14 protein-coding genes are annotated in these 16,325 nt (G+C 62.8%); 5 read left to right on the forward strand and 9 right to left on the reverse strand.

Annotated features, from left to right (window positions below; genetic code table 11):
- Positions 1 to 95: 95 nt before the first annotated feature.
- The 3 genes from guaB to groES form a co-directional block, all read right to left on the reverse strand.
- The gene (gene guaB / locus JOD50_RS01565; RefSeq protein ID WP_420825521.1) at positions 96 to 1,610 is read right to left on the reverse strand and encodes an IMP dehydrogenase; all 1,515 of its coding nucleotides are present in this window, start codon (positions 1,608 to 1,610) and stop codon (positions 96 to 98) included.
- A 165-nt stretch (positions 1,611 to 1,775) separates the two neighbouring features.
- A complete protein-coding gene (gene groL / locus JOD50_RS01570; RefSeq protein WP_204880165.1) occupies positions 1,776 to 3,371 on the reverse strand; it encodes a chaperonin GroEL in 1,596 nt (531 codons plus the stop codon).
- Positions 3,372 to 3,445: 74 nt separating this feature from the next.
- Positions 3,446 to 3,742 (reverse strand): co-chaperone GroES, encoded by a 297-nt coding sequence (gene groES, locus JOD50_RS01575; RefSeq protein ID WP_101630611.1) that lies wholly within the window; start codon positions 3,740 to 3,742, stop codon positions 3,446 to 3,448.
- A gap of 286 nt (positions 3,743 to 4,028) precedes the next feature.
- Between groES and JOD50_RS01580 the strand changes: the two genes are divergently transcribed.
- Together JOD50_RS01580 and JOD50_RS01585 are read left to right on the forward strand one after the other, a co-directional pair.
- The gene (locus tag JOD50_RS01580) at positions 4,029 to 5,345 is read left to right on the forward strand and encodes a class I SAM-dependent methyltransferase (protein WP_204880166.1); all 1,317 of its coding nucleotides are present in this window, start codon (positions 4,029 to 4,031) and stop codon (positions 5,343 to 5,345) included.
- 36 nt (positions 5,346 to 5,381) lie between these two features.
- The gene (locus JOD50_RS01585; RefSeq protein WP_204880167.1) at positions 5,382 to 6,530 is read left to right on the forward strand and encodes a glutamate--cysteine ligase; all 1,149 of its coding nucleotides are present in this window, start codon (positions 5,382 to 5,384) and stop codon (positions 6,528 to 6,530) included.
- Between the two features lie 22 nt (positions 6,531 to 6,552).
- On the opposite strand, the gene tsaD is transcribed toward JOD50_RS01585, so the two are convergent.
- From tsaD to alr, 4 genes are read right to left on the reverse strand one after another with little or no spacing between them, the layout of a single operon-like run.
- Positions 6,553 to 7,653 carry a tRNA (adenosine(37)-N6)-threonylcarbamoyltransferase complex transferase subunit TsaD gene (gene tsaD / locus JOD50_RS01590; RefSeq protein ID WP_204880168.1) on the reverse strand — a complete coding sequence of 367 codons (1,101 nt, stop codon included), beginning with the start codon at positions 7,651 to 7,653 and terminating at the stop codon, positions 6,553 to 6,555.
- Complete coding sequence (locus JOD50_RS01595) at positions 7,650 to 8,252, reverse strand: GNAT family N-acetyltransferase (protein WP_204880169.1); 603 nt, start codon at positions 8,250 to 8,252, stop codon at positions 7,650 to 7,652. The genes tsaD and JOD50_RS01595 overlap by 4 nt, the downstream gene beginning before the upstream one ends.
- Positions 8,249 to 9,013 (reverse strand): tRNA (adenosine(37)-N6)-threonylcarbamoyltransferase complex dimerization subunit type 1 TsaB, encoded by a 765-nt coding sequence (gene tsaB, locus JOD50_RS01600; RefSeq protein ID WP_204880170.1) that lies wholly within the window; start codon positions 9,011 to 9,013, stop codon positions 8,249 to 8,251. Before tsaB ends, JOD50_RS01595 begins: the two co-directional genes overlap by 4 nt.
- 1 nt (position 9,014) lies before the next feature.
- Positions 9,015 to 10,907, reverse strand: coding sequence for an alanine racemase (alr, locus tag JOD50_RS01605; protein WP_338051968.1), 1,893 nt, complete (start codon positions 10,905 to 10,907; stop codon positions 9,015 to 9,017).
- Positions 10,908 to 10,997: 90 nt separating this feature from the next.
- Between alr and JOD50_RS01610 the strand changes: the two genes are divergently transcribed.
- From JOD50_RS01610 to sufU, 3 genes are read left to right on the forward strand one after another with little or no spacing between them, the layout of a single operon-like run.
- On the forward strand, positions 10,998 to 12,350 hold the full coding sequence (locus JOD50_RS01610) for a nucleotide sugar dehydrogenase (protein WP_204880171.1): 1,353 nt from the start codon (positions 10,998 to 11,000) through the stop codon (positions 12,348 to 12,350).
- A gap of 48 nt (positions 12,351 to 12,398) precedes the next feature.
- Positions 12,399 to 13,673 carry an aminotransferase class V-fold PLP-dependent enzyme gene (locus JOD50_RS01615; protein WP_204880172.1) on the forward strand — a complete coding sequence of 425 codons (1,275 nt, stop codon included), beginning with the start codon at positions 12,399 to 12,401 and terminating at the stop codon, positions 13,671 to 13,673.
- Positions 13,674 to 13,675: 2 nt separating this feature from the next.
- Positions 13,676 to 14,128, forward strand: coding sequence for a Fe-S cluster assembly sulfur transfer protein SufU (gene sufU, locus JOD50_RS01620; protein ID WP_204881481.1), 453 nt, complete (start codon positions 13,676 to 13,678; stop codon positions 14,126 to 14,128).
- Positions 14,129 to 14,154: 26 nt separating this feature from the next.
- Here sufU and JOD50_RS01625 read toward each other — a convergent pair whose 3' ends face one another.
- Together JOD50_RS01625 and JOD50_RS01630 are read right to left on the reverse strand one after the other, a co-directional pair.
- Positions 14,155 to 15,930 carry an NAD(P)H-hydrate dehydratase gene (locus tag JOD50_RS01625; protein ID WP_204880173.1) on the reverse strand — a complete coding sequence of 592 codons (1,776 nt, stop codon included), beginning with the start codon at positions 15,928 to 15,930 and terminating at the stop codon, positions 14,155 to 14,157.
- A 31-nt stretch (positions 15,931 to 15,961) separates the two neighbouring features.
- Complete coding sequence (locus JOD50_RS01630; RefSeq protein WP_204880174.1) at positions 15,962 to 16,312, reverse strand: holo-ACP synthase; 351 nt, start codon at positions 16,310 to 16,312, stop codon at positions 15,962 to 15,964.
- Positions 16,313 to 16,325: the final 13 nt, after the last annotated feature.

The following is a 16,325-nucleotide window of genomic DNA, read 5'->3' on the forward strand; positions in this document are numbered from 1 at the left end:
CACCCAGCGCCGGCACCCATCGCCGCCGCATCGAAAGCAGTTCTTAAACAACGATGGTGGCCCCGGCTGAGCGACGTCACCTTCAACACAGCGCGTTAGTTGCGGCGGTAGTTAGGCGCCTCGACCGTCATCGCGATGTCGTGTGGGTGCGACTCCTTGAGGCCGGCCGCGGTGATGCGGACGAACTTGCCCTTTTCCTTGAGCTCGGCGATCGTGTGGCCGCCCACGTAGAACATCGTCTGACGCAGGCCACCCACGAGCTGGTGGATTACAGCGCCTAGCGGGCCGCGGTACGGAACCTGGCCTTCGATGCCTTCTGGGATGAGCTTCTCGTCGCTTGGGACGTCGGCCTGGAAGTAGCGGTCCTTGGAGTAGGACGTGTTCTTGCCGCGGGTCTGCATCGCGCCGAGCGAGCCCATGCCGCGGTAGGTCTTGAACTGGCGGCCGTTGACGAACACGAGGTCACCCGGGGATTCCTGGGTACCGGCCAGAAGCGAACCGAGCATAACCGAGTCAGCACCAGCAACCAGCGCCTTGCCGATGTCGCCCGAATACTGGAGGCCACCGTCAGCGATCACTGGGATGCCAGCCTTGCGGGCCGCCTTCGCGGACTCATAGATCGCGGTCACCTGCGGAACACCCACACCAGCGACCACGCGGGTCGTGCAGATCGAACCCGGGCCAACGCCAACCTTGATCGCGTCAGCGCCGGCGTCAATCAGCGCCTTAGCGCCCTCGTACGTCGCGGCCTGGCCACCAATCACATCGACGTGAGCCGCCGCCGGATCCTTCTTGAGGCGAGCGATCATGTCCAGAACGCCCTGCGAGTGGCCGTTCGCGGTATCCACCACGAGCGCGTCCACGCCGGCATCAACCAAAGCCATCGCGCGGTCATAGCCTTCACCGAAGAAGCCGACAGCCGCGCCAACACGCAAGCGGCCCTCGTCGTCCTTGGTCGCGAGAGGGTAGTCCTCGGCCTTCTCGAAGTCCTTGACGGTGATGAGGCCCATGAGCTTGTTGCGGTCATCAACCAGCGGAAGCTTCTCGATGCGGTGCTGAGCCAGCAGCTCGAGGGTCTTTTCGCGCGTCGTGCCTACAGGCGCGGTGATGAGCGGCATCGGGGTCATCTTCTCGGAGACCTTGATGCTTGACCAGTCGGCGCGAGGCACAAAACGGGTGTCGCGGTTGGTGATGATGCCGAGCAGCGTACGCTCCTCGTCAACAACCGGGAGGCCGGACACGCGGTAGCGGGCGCACAGCGCATCGAGGTCTGCGAGCGTCGCATCCGGGCTGACGGTCACCGGGTCGATGATCATCCCGGATTCGGAACGCTTCACGGTGTCGACCTGGCGGGCCTGATCGTCAATCGAAATGTTGCGGTGGATGATGCCCATACCGCCCTGGCGTGCCATTGCGATCGCCATGCGGGCTTCGGTCACGGTGTCCATCGCCGCGGAGATGATTGGCACCTGGATGTCGATGCGGCGGGTCAGTTTTGTGGATGTGTCCGCCTCGGAAGGGATCACATCGGTTGGCCCTGGCAACAACAGGACGTCGTCATAGGTGAGGCCTTCGAAGGCAAATGGGTTGAAGTCATCGCTTGAGCTCACGAGCGCACCTTTCAACGGCAGGTGATGGTTTGTGTCCATCTTAGAGCGTTGCGCGTTGCTACGGGCAACGGCGTGATGTGGGCAACTCAAACGCCGGTTTAAACGGCGGTGACCCGCCCGAGTTCGTCTCGGGCGGGCCACCAGATCTTGGGCCGGGAGGAAGGTTTAGTCTTCGTCTTCCTCGGCTGGCTTGTCCACGACCAAGGTTTCGGTGGTCAGGACGAGCGCTGCGATTGATGCCGCGTTACGCAGTGCGGAGCGGGTCACCTTGACTGGGTCGATCACACCAGCTGCGAGCAGGTCTTCGTAGACGCCGGTCTTGGCGTTGAAGCCGTGGTTCGCTGGAGATTCTGCGACCTTCGATGCGATGACGGAGCCGTCAAAGCCGGCGTTCGCTGCGATCTGCTTGACCGGGGTGGTCAATGCGCGGCGGACGATGTCGACACCGGTAGCGGCGTCGCCTTCGAAAGCCTTGAGGTTCTCGTCTTCATCGAGCACGTGAAGTGCGTCGACGAGCGCGGTACCGCCGCCTGCGACGATGCCTTCCTCGAGCGCAGCGCGGGTCGAAGACACGGCGTCTTCGATGCGTGCCTTGCGTTCCTTGAGCTCTACCTCGGTTGCGGCGCCAACCTTGATGACACCAACACCGCCGGCGAGCTTAGCGAGGCGCTCCTGGAGCTTCTCCTTGTCCCATTCGGAGTCAGAGTTTGCGTACTCTGCCTTGATCTGGGCCACGCGTGCTGCGACTTCTTCGTCGTCGCCTGCGCCATCGACCAGGGTCGTGTTGTCCTTGGTGACAGTGACGCGGCGAACCTTACCGAAGACCTCCGGACCAACCTGGTCCAGGCGCAGGCCGAGGTCCTGGGATACAACCTGGGCGCCGGTCAGGATCGCGATGTCCTGCAGCATTGCCTTACGGCGGTCGCCGAAGCCTGGAGCCTTAACGGCAACAACGTTGAGGGTTCCGCGCAGCTTGTTCACGACGAGGGTCGAAAGGGCTTCGCCTTCGATGTCCTCAGCGATGATGAACAGCGGCTTGGATTCCTTCAAGACGTGCTCGAGCAGCGGGACGATGTCCTGCAGAGCAGAGATCTTGCCGGAGTTGATCAGGACGTAGGCGTCCTCGAGGACGGCTTCCTGGCGCTCAGCGTCCGTTACGAAGTGTGGCGAGAGGTAGCCCTTATCGAACTGCATACCCTCGGTCACGTCCAGCACGGTCTGGGTCGTGTTGGACTCTTCGATGGTGATGACGCCCTCGGTGCCGACCTTCTTGAAGGCCTCAGCGAGAAGCTCGCCAACCTCATCCGACTGAGCGGAGATCGCGCCGACGTGGGCGACGTTTTCGTCCTGGACGTCGCGGGCGTTCTCAAGCAGGCGAGCCTCAACGGCCTCAACTGCAGCTTCGATGCCGCGCTTGATTTCGCCTGGCGCCGCACCTGCCGCTACGTTGCGCAGGCCTTCCTTGACGAGGGCCTGAGCCAGGACGGTTGCGGTGGTCGTGCCGTCACCGGCGATGTCGTTGGTCTTGGTGGCTACTTCTTTAGCCAGCTGTGCGCCAAGGTTCTCGTATGGATCCTTGAGCTCGACGTCGCGAGCGATGGTCACGCCGTCGTTAGTGATGGTTGGTGCGCCCCACTGCTTATCAAGGACGACGTTGCGGCCGCGTGGGCCTAGAGTGACCTTGACAGTGTCCGCCAGGCGGTCGACGCCGGCTTCGAGGGCCTTGCGCGCTGCGTCGTTGAACGCAAGCTGCTTTGCCATTCGTTTTACTCCTTCATAGCCTCAACCGGTTCCCGGGAGGCCGCTAGATCAAGAGTTTATGAAGAAACGGGTGTTTACTTCTCGACTACTGCGAGCACGTCGCGAGCGGACAGAACGAGGTATTCCTCGCCGCCGATCTTGACTTCGGTGCCGCCGTACTTGGAGTAGATGACGACGTCGCCTTCCTTGACGTCGACTGGGATGCGGTTGCCCTTGTCGTCGACGCGGCCGGCACCAACAGCAACGACCTTGCCTTCCTGAGGCTTTTCCTTCGCGGTGTCTGGGATGACCAGGCCGGAAGCGGTGGTCTGCTCTGCTTCGAGCTGCTGAATGACGATGCGATCTTCGAGGGGCTTGATAGAGATCGACATGTGGACCTCTCCTTTGCGTAATAGACCTGTGGGTGTACGGGCCATACAACGCGTCCTCCGGGCGTCGTCGCGGGTGTCGACCGGAAGCAGCTGATGGCTTGCGCACTCGGATTTAGCACTCTCGGCTTCCGAGTGCTGATGCCTCCACTTTAGGAACATTTCTGGCACTCGGTCAAGATGAGTGCCAATTGTTCGCCTTGAGCGTGCTTCACCCCATCGCGCACGCTCGTCATGTCTGCCGCACACGTTGCACCTGGCTCCCACATATTCGTGACAAGCTGGAGGCATGGCATCCACCAACAAACCGGACTCGATCACGTCTGACCCTACGGAGCCCATCGCGGCCGCTTTCACGCCTGAAGGCCAGGAGCTGCTCGCCCAGCTCTCCCCTGACCAGGCCGCGACCAAGAAGCTCGCAACCGACCTGACCCTGACCCTACGCAAAGCCGGGCATTCAGCGGAGGCAGTCGCCGCCGTCGTGCATCAGCTTGAGCTGCGGTTCAAGGCGCGCGGCAAGTTCGGGCCGTTCGCTGAGCGGATGATTCTCACGCAGGCAGGCCTCGAACAGGCAACCCGCCTGCCTGTTGCCGCGCGACACGCGGGCCGGATGCGCGATGCCGGTGTGCGGCACGTCGCTGACCTCGGTTGCGGCCTGGGTGCGGATGCGATGGCGATGGCGGCGCTGGGTATCGATGTGACCGCGGTTGAAGCGGATGAGGTCACGGCGGCCGCGGCGACAGTGAACACAGCGCCTTTCCCTAATGTCACGGTGGTGCATGGGCTCGCGGAAGATGTTGATTTTTCTGCCGCCGATGCGGTGTGGATGGATCCTGCACGTCGCGAAAGCACGACCTCCGGCACCAAGCGGCGCTGGGATCCGGAGGCGTTCTCTCCCCCGTTGTCATTCGTTGAAGAGATCGCTGACCGCGGGCTTCCCATGGGTGTGAAGCTTGGCCCTGGGATCCCGCACGAGTCGGTTCCGAACACTGCGGAGGCGCAGTGGGTTGAACACGACGGCAGCGTGGTCGAAGCCACGCTCTGGTTTAACGCGGCAAGGCGGCCCGAGGTTCGGCGCGCGGCGCTGGTCATCAAGGATGACCAGGTTACGGAGCTCACCTCGAGTGCGGCTCACCCCGATCAGGACCCGGACGCGCTCGCCCTAGGAGCCAACGTTCCCGTCCTCCCACATGACAGCAACCTGACAAACCCCGAAACGTACGCAACGTATCTTCACGAGCCAGCCGGCGCCGTGATCCGTGCCGGCCTCGTAGCCGACCTCGCAGAACAACTCAACGCAACCGGGCTCGACCCGCACATCGCCTACCTCACCGGCACCACACCATCGACCACGCCGCTGGCAACCAGCTACCGCATCGACATGGTGATGCCCTACAAAATCAAAGCCCTGCGCTCATGGGTGCGTAACATCCGCATCGGGCAGCTGATCATCAAAAAACGCGGACTCGACGTCACGCCAGAAGAGCTACGCAAGATTCTGCTCGGCAAAGGCCACGGCGACGGCACCGCAACGCTGATCCTCACACGCATCGGGAAGCAACGTGTCGTGTTCGGATGTGAGATCACGCCCGGTTCCGCCGTATGATCAACTAATTGCAGTATGACCGATGCGAGGAGACCCATGGGCATCGAATTCACACCTTCAAAGCCCTCGACCCTTGGGATCGAATGGGAGATCGCGCTCGTAGACCGCGACACCGGCGACCTCCGCCCGGAGGCTCCCCGCATCCTTGACGAGCTCGAAAAGCAGAATCGCATCACTCACCCCGACGGCGCGCCGCGGCTCACGCGTGAACTGCTGCAGAACACGGTGGAATGCGTCACCGGCGTGCATAACAAGGTTGCCGATGCGGTTGCGGACCTCGCTTCCACGGCCCGCGATGTGAGCGATATTTTGGATCCGCTCAACACGTCCCTCTACTGCGCCGGCTCCCACCCGTTCGCGGAGCCGACGCTGCAAGAGGTTTCAGACAAGGACCGCTACGCGACCCTGATCGACCGAACCCAGTGGTGGGGCCGGCAGATGGTTATCTACGGCGTGCACGTCCACGTGGGCATCGACCACCGGGACAAGGCCTTGCCGATTGTTGACGGGCTCATCAACAAGCAACCGCACCTGTTGGCGTTGACGTCGTCCTCGCCGTTCTGGGGCGGGACTGACACGGGCTACGGTTCGCAGCGTTCGCTCATGTTCCAGCAGCTTCCGACCGCGGGCTTGCCGTTCCACTTCTCCAAGTGGTTCGAATACGAGTCATACGTTGCAGACATGCTCCACACCGGTGTGGTGGATGTTTTGGATGAGATCCGTTGGGATGCTCGCCCGGTGCCTAAGTACGGCACGGTTGAGATGCGGATTTGTGACGGGCTGCCTGACTTGGATGACATCGCCGCGGTCGCCGCGTACACGCAATGCCTCGTGACCGAAATGTCTGACATGTTGGACTCCGGCTGGAGCATTCCGGTCATGACGCCATGGTTCCGCGTCGAAAACAAGTGGCGTGCGGCCCGTTACGGCCGCGAGGCCATCATCATCGTGAACTCCGCTGGCGACGAACTGCTAGTGACCGACCACATCGCACAGGACGTCGAACGCCTCACCCCAATCGCTGAACGCCTCGGTTGCGCTGAGGAACTCAACCACATCATGACGATGATGCAGCAGCCATGCGAATACGAACGGCAACGCAACGTGGCCGAGGCCCACGGCGGCGACTTGGCCGCGGTTGTCAAGGACAACTCGGAACGACTGCACGCCTCACTTGACCGCTAACGTATTTACATAGAGACCGTATTTACATAGACACAGTGCTGACGGGTAGCGAGGTGTCGGTTCCGAAGTCGGTTCCGGTTGGTTCTACCCCGTCCATCACGAGTTGAGCGCCGAGCGCGGCGATCATCGCGCCGTTGTCGGTGCACAGGGAGAACGGCGGGATCCGCAGCTCGATACCCGCGGAAGCGCAGCGTGCGGCGAGCAGTTCACGCAAACGGGAATTCGCTGCGACGCCTCCTCCCAAAAGCAGGGTTGTGAGGCCGTGTTCGCGGCACGCCATCACCGCTTTGGACGTGATGACGTCCACGACTGCTTCCTGGAATGAGGCGCACACGTCCTCGATCACGAGCTCTTCGCCGGCGGCTTCGCAGTGCTCAACATAGCGCGCCACAGCGGTCTTGAGGCCAGAGAAGCTGAAGTCATAGCGGCGCGGGCCCGGCTCTTCGGCGGTGCCCATGAACTTGCCGGTCGTGAGCCCGCGCGGGAAACGGATCGCTTTCCGGTTGCCTTGCGCAGCGAGCTTGTCGATGACCGGCCCGCCCGGATAGCTCAACCCCAGCAGGCGGGCGACCTTATCGTAGGCCTCCCCCGCGGCGTCATCGATCGTTGACCCGAGCATCGTGATGTCAGAGGTCAAGGAATCCACTTTGAGGATCTCCGTGTGACCACCCGAAACCAGAACCGCGCCCAGATTCGGTGGTAGCTCTCCACCGTCGAGCACACCAACGCCGACGTGCGCAACCAAATGGTTGACCGCGTACAGTGGCTTCCCCGTGGCCAACGCAAGAGCCTTCGCGGCGGAAACACCCACCATCAACGCACCCGCCAGGCCAGGCCCAGCGGTCACAGCGATCGCATCCACGTCATCGAGCGTAAGTTCCGCGGTCTCCAACGCTGAACGTAACGTCGGGACCATCGCCTCAACATGCGCGCGCGAGGCGATCTCCGGGATCACGCCACCGAAACGCACGTGCTCATCCACCGAGGACGCCACGGCGTTAGCGAGCAACGTGGTTCCACGGACAATGCCGACGCCCGTCTCGTCACAGCTGGTTTCGATGCCCAAAACGACGGGTGCCGCGTCCACCGATTCGCGTACGGCCTCAACACTCACGGCGCTCATACCTTCCCTCGGATGTCTTTCTGCATAATCACGGCGTCTTCGCCCGCGCTGGGCGCACCGGCTGGGCTAAGTGCGTCGGGCGCGGCGGGCGCTCCACCTGGATAATATCCGCGGCGGCGTGCGATCTCCTCAAACTCGTTGCGCTGATACAGCTCGATGGCGCGCTCATTCGAAGCACGGACCTCAAGCATCATGTGGGTCGCGCCCCAGTCACGCGCCCGGGACTCCATGAGCCACATCAGATACCGCGCGACCCCGCGGCCAGAATGCTCAGGCACCACGCCGATCGTCTGAACGTCCGCGATATGCGGGCTGTATTGCAGGCCCGCATACGCGATCAGCTCGCCTGTTTCCGCCTCGGCCTCCTCGCCGCCAGACTCGACGCCTGAGACCTGCTCGGCCACGCCCCAGTATTGCCGCCATTCAGGGTGGGAAAGTTCCTCCCGCATCATGCGTTCATCCCAGCGATCCAGCGGGAAAAGTTCGGCTTCGAGCGGCGTGAGTTCCTCGACGTCGGCCGCGTCCAGCTGGCGCACGACGTACCCTTTCGGGGCCCGCGCAAGCTCAGCTTCGGTAGCGGGAGCTAAGTCGGTGCTCATCGTTGGCGGCCTTGCATCGCGGCCGGGACCACCGCATCGGACTCCCTCAGGTACCGAGCAACGGGCGGGTCAGTTGGCATGCCGGCGGCGTGCCAGGCCCGGGCCAAATACGATGCGGAAACCGGCGTGGTTTCGGTGCCAGTGAGAACAGGAATCGCGGCCTCAGCGAGCTCTTCAGCGCGAACGCTCACGCCAGCACCGCCCACCGGGTAATCGACTGGAAGCTCGCCAGGCTTGGTCACGTGCGGACCATCGATGCGGGCACCGTTGCGTGCATAGCTCGCCCAGTACAGCTCACGACGGCGGGCATCCAGCGCCGCTGTCAGCACGGGTTCCGCTGCGCCCGGCTCATCCCCTGCCGCGGCGTCAGCGGCATCGGCAGTTGCATCAGGATCCGAGGCAATGCCGCTTTCGGCGAGTAGCTGCGCGGCGAGGCCGTCGAGCGAGCAGATGCCGTAGGCGTCAACACCCCACGCGAACGCGAGGCTCTGCCCTGCGGCGATCCCAACCCGCAGGCCAGTGAATGGCCCAGGGCCTTCGCCCACCAGGACCGCGTCGGGACGATCCCACCCGGCCTCAGCAAGCAGGCGTTCGCACACCGGGATGAGGTCTTCGGCGTGTCGGGTCGTGGAATCGGTCTCGTGTTCCGCGACCACCTCAACGCCGGCGCCGTTCGAATCCCCGCTGCCCACGGTCACGCACGCGACCGAAACCACCGAGGACGTATCCAACGCAAGAATCTTCTGAACACCGTCGCGCATCTCAGCCCTCCTGCTTAGCGTCTTCTTGGGACTCGACCACATCGGCGACGTCAACGAACCCGGCGAGCGCGGCTCGCAACCCCTCAGCGGCCGCATCGTTCCAGCGCGGGCCAACCCAACGCAGCGTCACGATGCGGGGTGCCGCGGCCTCTTCTTCGTCTTCGATTTCCCATGGCGCAGGGGCGTCGCCGTTCGGCTCCGCTGCTGCCTCTTCTGCCGCCCCGCCCCCGATCGGGCGTTCGAGCATGATCTCCAGGCGGGATTCTGAGAGCCCCTCGGCGCGGTCGCGTCCCCATTCGACCACGGTCACGGATTCGTCCACGGTATCGATGAGGTCGAGGTCCTCAAGTTCCTCAGCTGAGCCCAGCCGGTAGGCGTCCACGTGCACCAGCGCTGGCCCGTCGGTCAACGATGGATGGATACGGGACAGCACAAACGTTGGCGATGTGATGCCCTCACGTACGCCGAGGCCTTCACCGAGCCCCTGCGTGAAAGTCGTTTTGCCGGCGCCGAGCTCGCCCGTCAGGATCAGAACGTCTCCTGCGTGTAACTCCCCGGCGAGCGCGCGGGCGAAGCGCTGCATTGCCGACGGAGTGTCAATCGTCAACGACAGCGGGCTGTCAGCTGCGCTACCGTGCGATTCGCCGCCACCTGCAGCTCCACCCCGAACCATCCGGCGCGGGACGCGGTCAGAGATCCGCGTGACCGTCTCGTAGTTGATGGTGAGGGAGGCCTCGGACCATTCCTCAACGGCAGGCTCGCCCCGCTCAGGGTCACCGAAAACCACGGCATCCTCACCCAAGAAATCGGCCGGCTCCGCGTCGGGCCCCAGGTCGATCACGAACTGATCCATCGCGATCCGGCCCACCACCGGATACCGGACACCATCAATGCTCACGTGGGTGCCTTCAGCAATCCGCGGGATGCCATCCGCGTACCCCACGGGAACCAGCCCCAGCGTCGTCGGCTGTTCGGCATGCCACCGCAAGCCATAAGACACGCCCTGGCCCGCATCCACCCGCTTGGCCCCAGCAACGTGCGCAACCAGACGCATGGCCGGCCGCAAACCCAAATCCGCTGAGGTCTTGCCCTCGAACGGCGACAGCCCGTACAGACCCAAACCGACCCGGACCATGTCATACATCGCGTCCGTGCGGGCAAACACCGTAGGGGTGTTCGCGATGTGCCGCACTTCAGGTTCGAGCCCGGCCTCAGCCACCACGGCGAGTGCGTCCTCGAATGCGCGCGTCTGGGCATCGTTCGCGGGATGCTCCGGCTCATCGCCCATCGCGTAGTGCGAGAAAACCCCCACGACGCGGACGTCGCCTGCGCGCTCCGCCGCGGCCGCACGCTCAACAAACTGTGGCCACTGCGACGCCGTGCAACCGTTGCGACCCAAGCCCGTGTCGATCTTGAGGTGAATCCGCGCCACACGACCCACCGCGTGCGACGCCTCGATCACCCGTTCCAGCTCCCAACCGGACACCCCAATATCGATGCCGTGGGCAACCGCCGCTTCAAAATCGGTGTCCGATGTGTGCAACCAGCACAGCGCAGGCGCATCGATCCCCGCGGTACGCAGCTCCAAAGCCTCACTCACATGAGCAGTGCCAACCCACGTGGCACCCGCCTCCAACGCTGCCTGAGCACACGCGACCGCGCCATGCCCATAAGCCTGCGCCTTCACAATCGCCATGATGTGCGCGGCACCCACGAGTTCACGAACACGCGCGACATTGGCCGCCAATGCACCCAAATCGACCTCAGCGCACCGTTCAGGTGCAGCCGCAACCGCATCGTGCGCATGCAACCATTGCGTCGCCGACGTCGAGGCCACGGCGGCGTCGCCTAACACATCAACGCCGGCAGGGGAAGAAAAACTGTGGGAAGACACCCTTCTAGCCTAGACCTTCGCCAGCACTACGCCGCGCTTTGCGACCTAGCGCCTAAGATCATAGGTAGCCAACCGTGAAGGAGACCATTCGTGCAAAACGAAGCACAACCGCGGAAGATTTCGGTGATCGGCGCCGGATATTTAGGGGCCACACACGCTGCGTGCATGGCGGAGCTCGGCTTCGACGTTGTTGGTGTTGATGTTGATCCTGAACGTGTTGAACGTCTCAACGCCGGGATCCTTCCGTTCCACGAGCCAGGCCTGGACGAGATGCTGGAACGTCACGTTCGTGATGGCCGCTTGCGTTTCACGACGGATTATCAAGAGGTGGCCGATGCGGATGTTCACTTCATCGGTGTGGGCACCCCGCAGCGGGAAAACGATCACGGCGCTGACATGCGGTACGTCGATGCGGCGATCGATTCGTTGGGTGCCGTGGTTTCGAAAGACACACTGATCGCGGGTAAGTCCACGGTCCCGGTGGGTACCGCGGCGCGGCTCGCTAAACGGTTGAAAAAGCTCGTTTCTAAGCGTGGCCTGGATATCAACGCTGAGCTGTGCTGGAACCCTGAGTTTCTGCGTGAAGGGTTCGCGGTTGAAGACACGCTAACCCCGGACCGGTTCGTGTTCGGCGTGCAGTCCCAGCGGGCCGAGGACATCCTGCGGGCCGTGTACGCGAAGCCGCTCGCCGACGGTACCCCGCTCGTCGTCACGGACTTTGAAACGGCGGAGCTTGTGAAGGTTGCCGCGAACGCCTTCCTGGCGACCAAGATCTCTTTTATCAACGCGTTCTCAGAAATCACCGAGACCGTGGGCGGCGATATCAAGACACTCGCAGACGCGATCGGCATGGACCCGCGCATCGGGCGGAAGTTCCTCAACGCCGGCATCGGCTTCGGTGGCGGTTGCCTGCCTAAAGACATTCGCGCGTTGCAGGCCCGGGTATCTGAGCTCGGCTTGCCGCACACGATGCGTTTCCTCGACCACATGGACGAGATCAACCTCCGCCGCCGCGAACGCGCGATCTACCTCGCGGAGCGTGCGGTGGGTGGGGATTTGCACGGTGCGCGCGTCGCGGTTCTGGGTGCGGCATTCAAGCCGAACTCGGACGATGTGCGTGACTCCCCCGCCTTGGATGTTGCGGCACGCTTGTACTCCTCCGGCGCGGACGTGTCCGTCTACGATCCGCAGGGCATGAAGAACGCGGCCAAGCGGTTCCCACGCTTACGGTACGCGGAATCTGCCGAGGACGCGGCAAGTGGCGCCAACGTCGTGTTGCTATTGACCGAATGGGACGAGTTCAAGAACCTCGACCCGGCTGCATTCGGTGAGGTTGTTGCGGATCGTTACATGATCGATGGCCGCAACGTACTTGATCCGCAAGCATGGACTTCCGCAGGGTGGACCCTTGACCGCATGGGCCACAAGCCGGACCACAGCTGAATGCACACGCGCCGGCTGAACGCACGATAGAAACAGGCAAGGACCTACATGACTGGTTTCGACGTCAACACTGTTCGCAGTGACTTCCCAATCCTGAACCGCACGGCTGCGGATGGCTCGCCCTTGATCTATTTCGATTCGGGCGCCACCTCGCAGCGCCCGCAACAGGTCATGGACGCCGAAACCTCGTTCGTGCTGGGTTCCAATGCGGCTGTTAAGCGTGGCGCGCATCGGCTCGCTGAAGCGGCGACGGATGCGTACGAAGGTGCGCGGGAGACAATCGCGGAGTTCATCGGCGCGGCCTCGGCCAGCGAAGTCGTCTTCACCAAGAACGCGACGGAAGCGCTGAACCTGGTGGCCTATGCCCTGGGCAACGGCGATGACACGACCCCCAAGCGGCTCCGCGTTGGTGCGGACGACGAGATCCTCATCACCGAGATGGAGCACCACGCGAACCTGGTTCCGTGGCAAGAACTCGCCCGCCGCACCGGCGCGACCTTGCGCTGGATCCCGCTCACGGATGATTTCCAGCTCGACCTCACCGAGCTGGACACGCTGCTCAACGAGCGAACTAAAGTGGTTGCGTTCACCCACCAGTCCAACGTGACCGGAACCATCAACCCCGTGGACACCTTGGTCGAAGCCGCGAAGAAGGTCGGCGCGCTCACGGTGCTCGATGCGTGCCAGTCGGTACCGCATATGCCTGTCGATGTGCAGAAGCTCGACGTCGATTTCCTCGCGTTCTCCGGCCACAAGATGCTCGCCCCAACCGGCATCGGCGTTCTGTGGGGCCGCTACAAACTGCTCAAGGACCTGCCCCCGTTCATGCTCGGCGGCTCGATGATCGAAATCGTCACGATGGAACACACGACCTACGCCGAACCTCCAGCACGCTTCGAAGCCGGGACGCCACCGACATCGCAAGCCGTAGCGCTCGCCGCCGCGTGCGATTACCTCACCGAGCTCGGCATGGACAACGTCGCCGCGCATCAGGCGCGACTCGTTGAGCGCGCCATCACGGGTCTCAGCCGCATCGACGGCGTCCGCATCATCGGGCCAGGGCTCAATAGCACCGCTACTGAGCGTACCGGCGCTGTTGCTTTCACCATCGACGGCCTACATCCACACGACGTGGGCCAGGTCCTCGATTCTCAAGGCGTGCTCGTGCGCGTGGGGCATCACTGCGCGTGGCCGCTGCACCGCCGCTACGGGATCCACGGGAGCACGCGCGCAAGCTTCAGCGTCTACAACACTGAAGCTGAAGTGGACGCGTTCGTCGAGGCCGTCCAGAAAACCATCGACTACTTCAACAGTTTCCGGTGACCATGAACCTCAACACGCTGTATTCAGAGCTCATTTTCGAACACGATAAGCACCCCAAACACGCGGGTCTGCGCGAGCCTTTCGACGCCGACGTCCACCACGTCAACCCCGTGTGTGGCGACGAGGTTCAGTTGCGTTTGAAACTCTCCGAAGACGGCTCGACGGTCGAGGACATCTCTTACGACGCCGCGGGTTGCGCGATGAGCCGCGCATCCGTTTCGATGATGGCTGACTTGTTCATCGGCGAGCCGATCAGCGAGGTTGAAGCGATGATCGCCCACTTCGATGAGGTACTCCACTCCCGCGGGAAGGTTGAGGCTGACGAGGAGATCGTCGGCGATGCCGTGGCCCTCGCGGGCGCCGCGAAGTTCCCTAACCGGGTCAAGTGCGTTCTGATGAGCTGGAAAGCGTTCCAAGCCGCCTACGCCGAAGCGCTGTTGTTCCGCGAACAGTAACCGGCAGATTGAGCAGCTGTAGATGATCAGCTGTCGATGCTGTAGGTCACCCCGTGCAAGACGGCCGCTGCTGCGCACAATTCGGCAATCCGGTCCTGTGACAGCTCGATGCCGCTGCTGAGGGCACGGGCCGCGTGGGTTGCGAGCATCGCACCCACCACGCCAGCGAGTTTGTCACCCGAGCCCGCGCGAGCCAGCGTCGGCGCCGCCGATGCCGCTACGAAAACTGGACCATCTGGGGCAGCAACCACTGTTGCTGATCCCTTCAATAACACCACCGCATTGACCGCTGAGGCTAGATCGTATGCTGCCTCCAAAGGATCCTGAAGTGGATCCCAAGTTGGCACACCTAAACGCTGGGCCAGGGCCGCGAATTCGCCCGCATGTGGGGTGAGCACATAGTCCCGATTTACAGCTTTGATAGGCGTCCCATCCCCTCGGGAGGCTAGCAACGATTCCGGTTCCCACAGCGACAAGGCTGAAGCATCCACGACCACCGGACATTGGCTGTTCTTCATCACGGCCACTGCTGGTTCACAATCCTCCGGCTCCGTGCCAATACCCGGCCCCACAACCCAGGCAGTTGCCTTCTGCGCGGCAGCCGGCCAAGCAGAAGATAATAACTCTGCACGGTCAACATTGACCACCTCGGGCAAAGCCTGCACCACACTGGCACCGGTCTCTCCACGACCAGCGGTCACCAGCATCCCCACCCCGCCGCGACCAGCATCGTGTTGGCCTACCGCGGCAGCTGCCGTAGAACATAGCACCGCTGCCCCCGGATAAGCCGGTGACCCTGCAAGCACCCCGAGCACTCCACGCGAATATTTATGATCCCCCGCACGCGGTGCAAGTAGCTGAGCATCCGCTTCCTGGGGAGTCACCAAAAGCGGCATCGGACCCGAGGACAGCCAAGTTTTCAAACCCATCTCTACCAGGTACACATCGCCGGTTTTCTCCCGCCCTGCACCCACCACAAGCCCGCGTTTCAGTGCACCGAAAGTCACTGTCAGGTGGGCGCTTGGAACCAGCTCATCTGCAGATCCGGTCAACGTGTTCAGCCCCGATGGGCAGTCAACAGCGATAACCAGTGCCTTTAGTTCATCCCCGACCACAGCCCATTTTTGGGTCTCTTCATCCCAGCCAGGAATCCACATCCCACCTTGAGCTCCAATGCCCAGGACCGCATCAACGATCACATCCGCTTTCCTAAGCAGCGCCCAAACATCCAGCTCCTCAACAGTGACCGGCAATTGCCCACCTGCTTGAGGGACCACCTGCTCCTGTGCCGTTGCTGCACATAACTGCCAACGCGATGCCCGCTCAAAAACAGTGCCCGGCAATGGCCCACCTGCTTGAGTGACCAGCAGCTCAACCCCGGCATCCCGAGCTGCAGCCGCGGCGCGCTCATGCCAACGGTCCGCAACCATGACAGCCACGCATAGCGCTCCGCGGCGGGCCAGACCCGCCAAAGCATAGAGTCCATCACCACCGTTATTCCCCGGGCCAATCAAACCCACGATGAGCGCCCCACGCAAAGAGGACACCGGGCTGTATCCCGCGGCAGGACTGTATCCCGTGCCAGCACCTATGCCGCCGGAATAGATCTCAGCCACAGATGTGGGAGCAGGGACGATCGGCTCCCCTAGCGCGGGCCGCCGCGTCACAGCCCTGGCGATGTGCACCACCAACCCGTGGGCGGCCTGACGCATCAAACGATCCGGATCCCCCGCTGCCTCACATGCGGCAAGCATGGGCGCCTCCGCCGCACGAATCTGATCCGGGGTGAACAAAAGATGCATCGCGATACCTGATTTCTCGTCTTGGTGACTTCTAGCCTTCAGCGATCACATACGCGATCGCAACATCGCCATCGTGGGTCAATGAAACATGCCAACGCTTAATGCCGAGCTGGTCCGCGACCGCCTTCACACTGCCGCGGATGGCTAGCTCCGGGGCACCAGATTCAAGCGTACACACCTCGCAGTCATGCCACACCATCCCGCCCGGGGAACCCAACGCTTTCGCGACCGCTTCCTTGGCGGCGAAACGCGCCGCGAGGGAACGCGTACGCACCTGACGCTCCTCGGGGCAAAACAAGCGCTCAACCAAAGCTGGGGTCCGCTCAATCAGCTTTTCGAAACGCGGAACGTCCACAACGTCAACACCGATGCCCACAATCATGCTTCGATGCTAT

Origin of the sequence: Pseudoglutamicibacter cumminsii (genome assembly GCF_016907775.1) — a bacterium.
Taxonomy (GTDB): domain Bacteria; phylum Actinomycetota; class Actinomycetes; order Actinomycetales; family Micrococcaceae; genus Pseudoglutamicibacter; species Pseudoglutamicibacter cumminsii.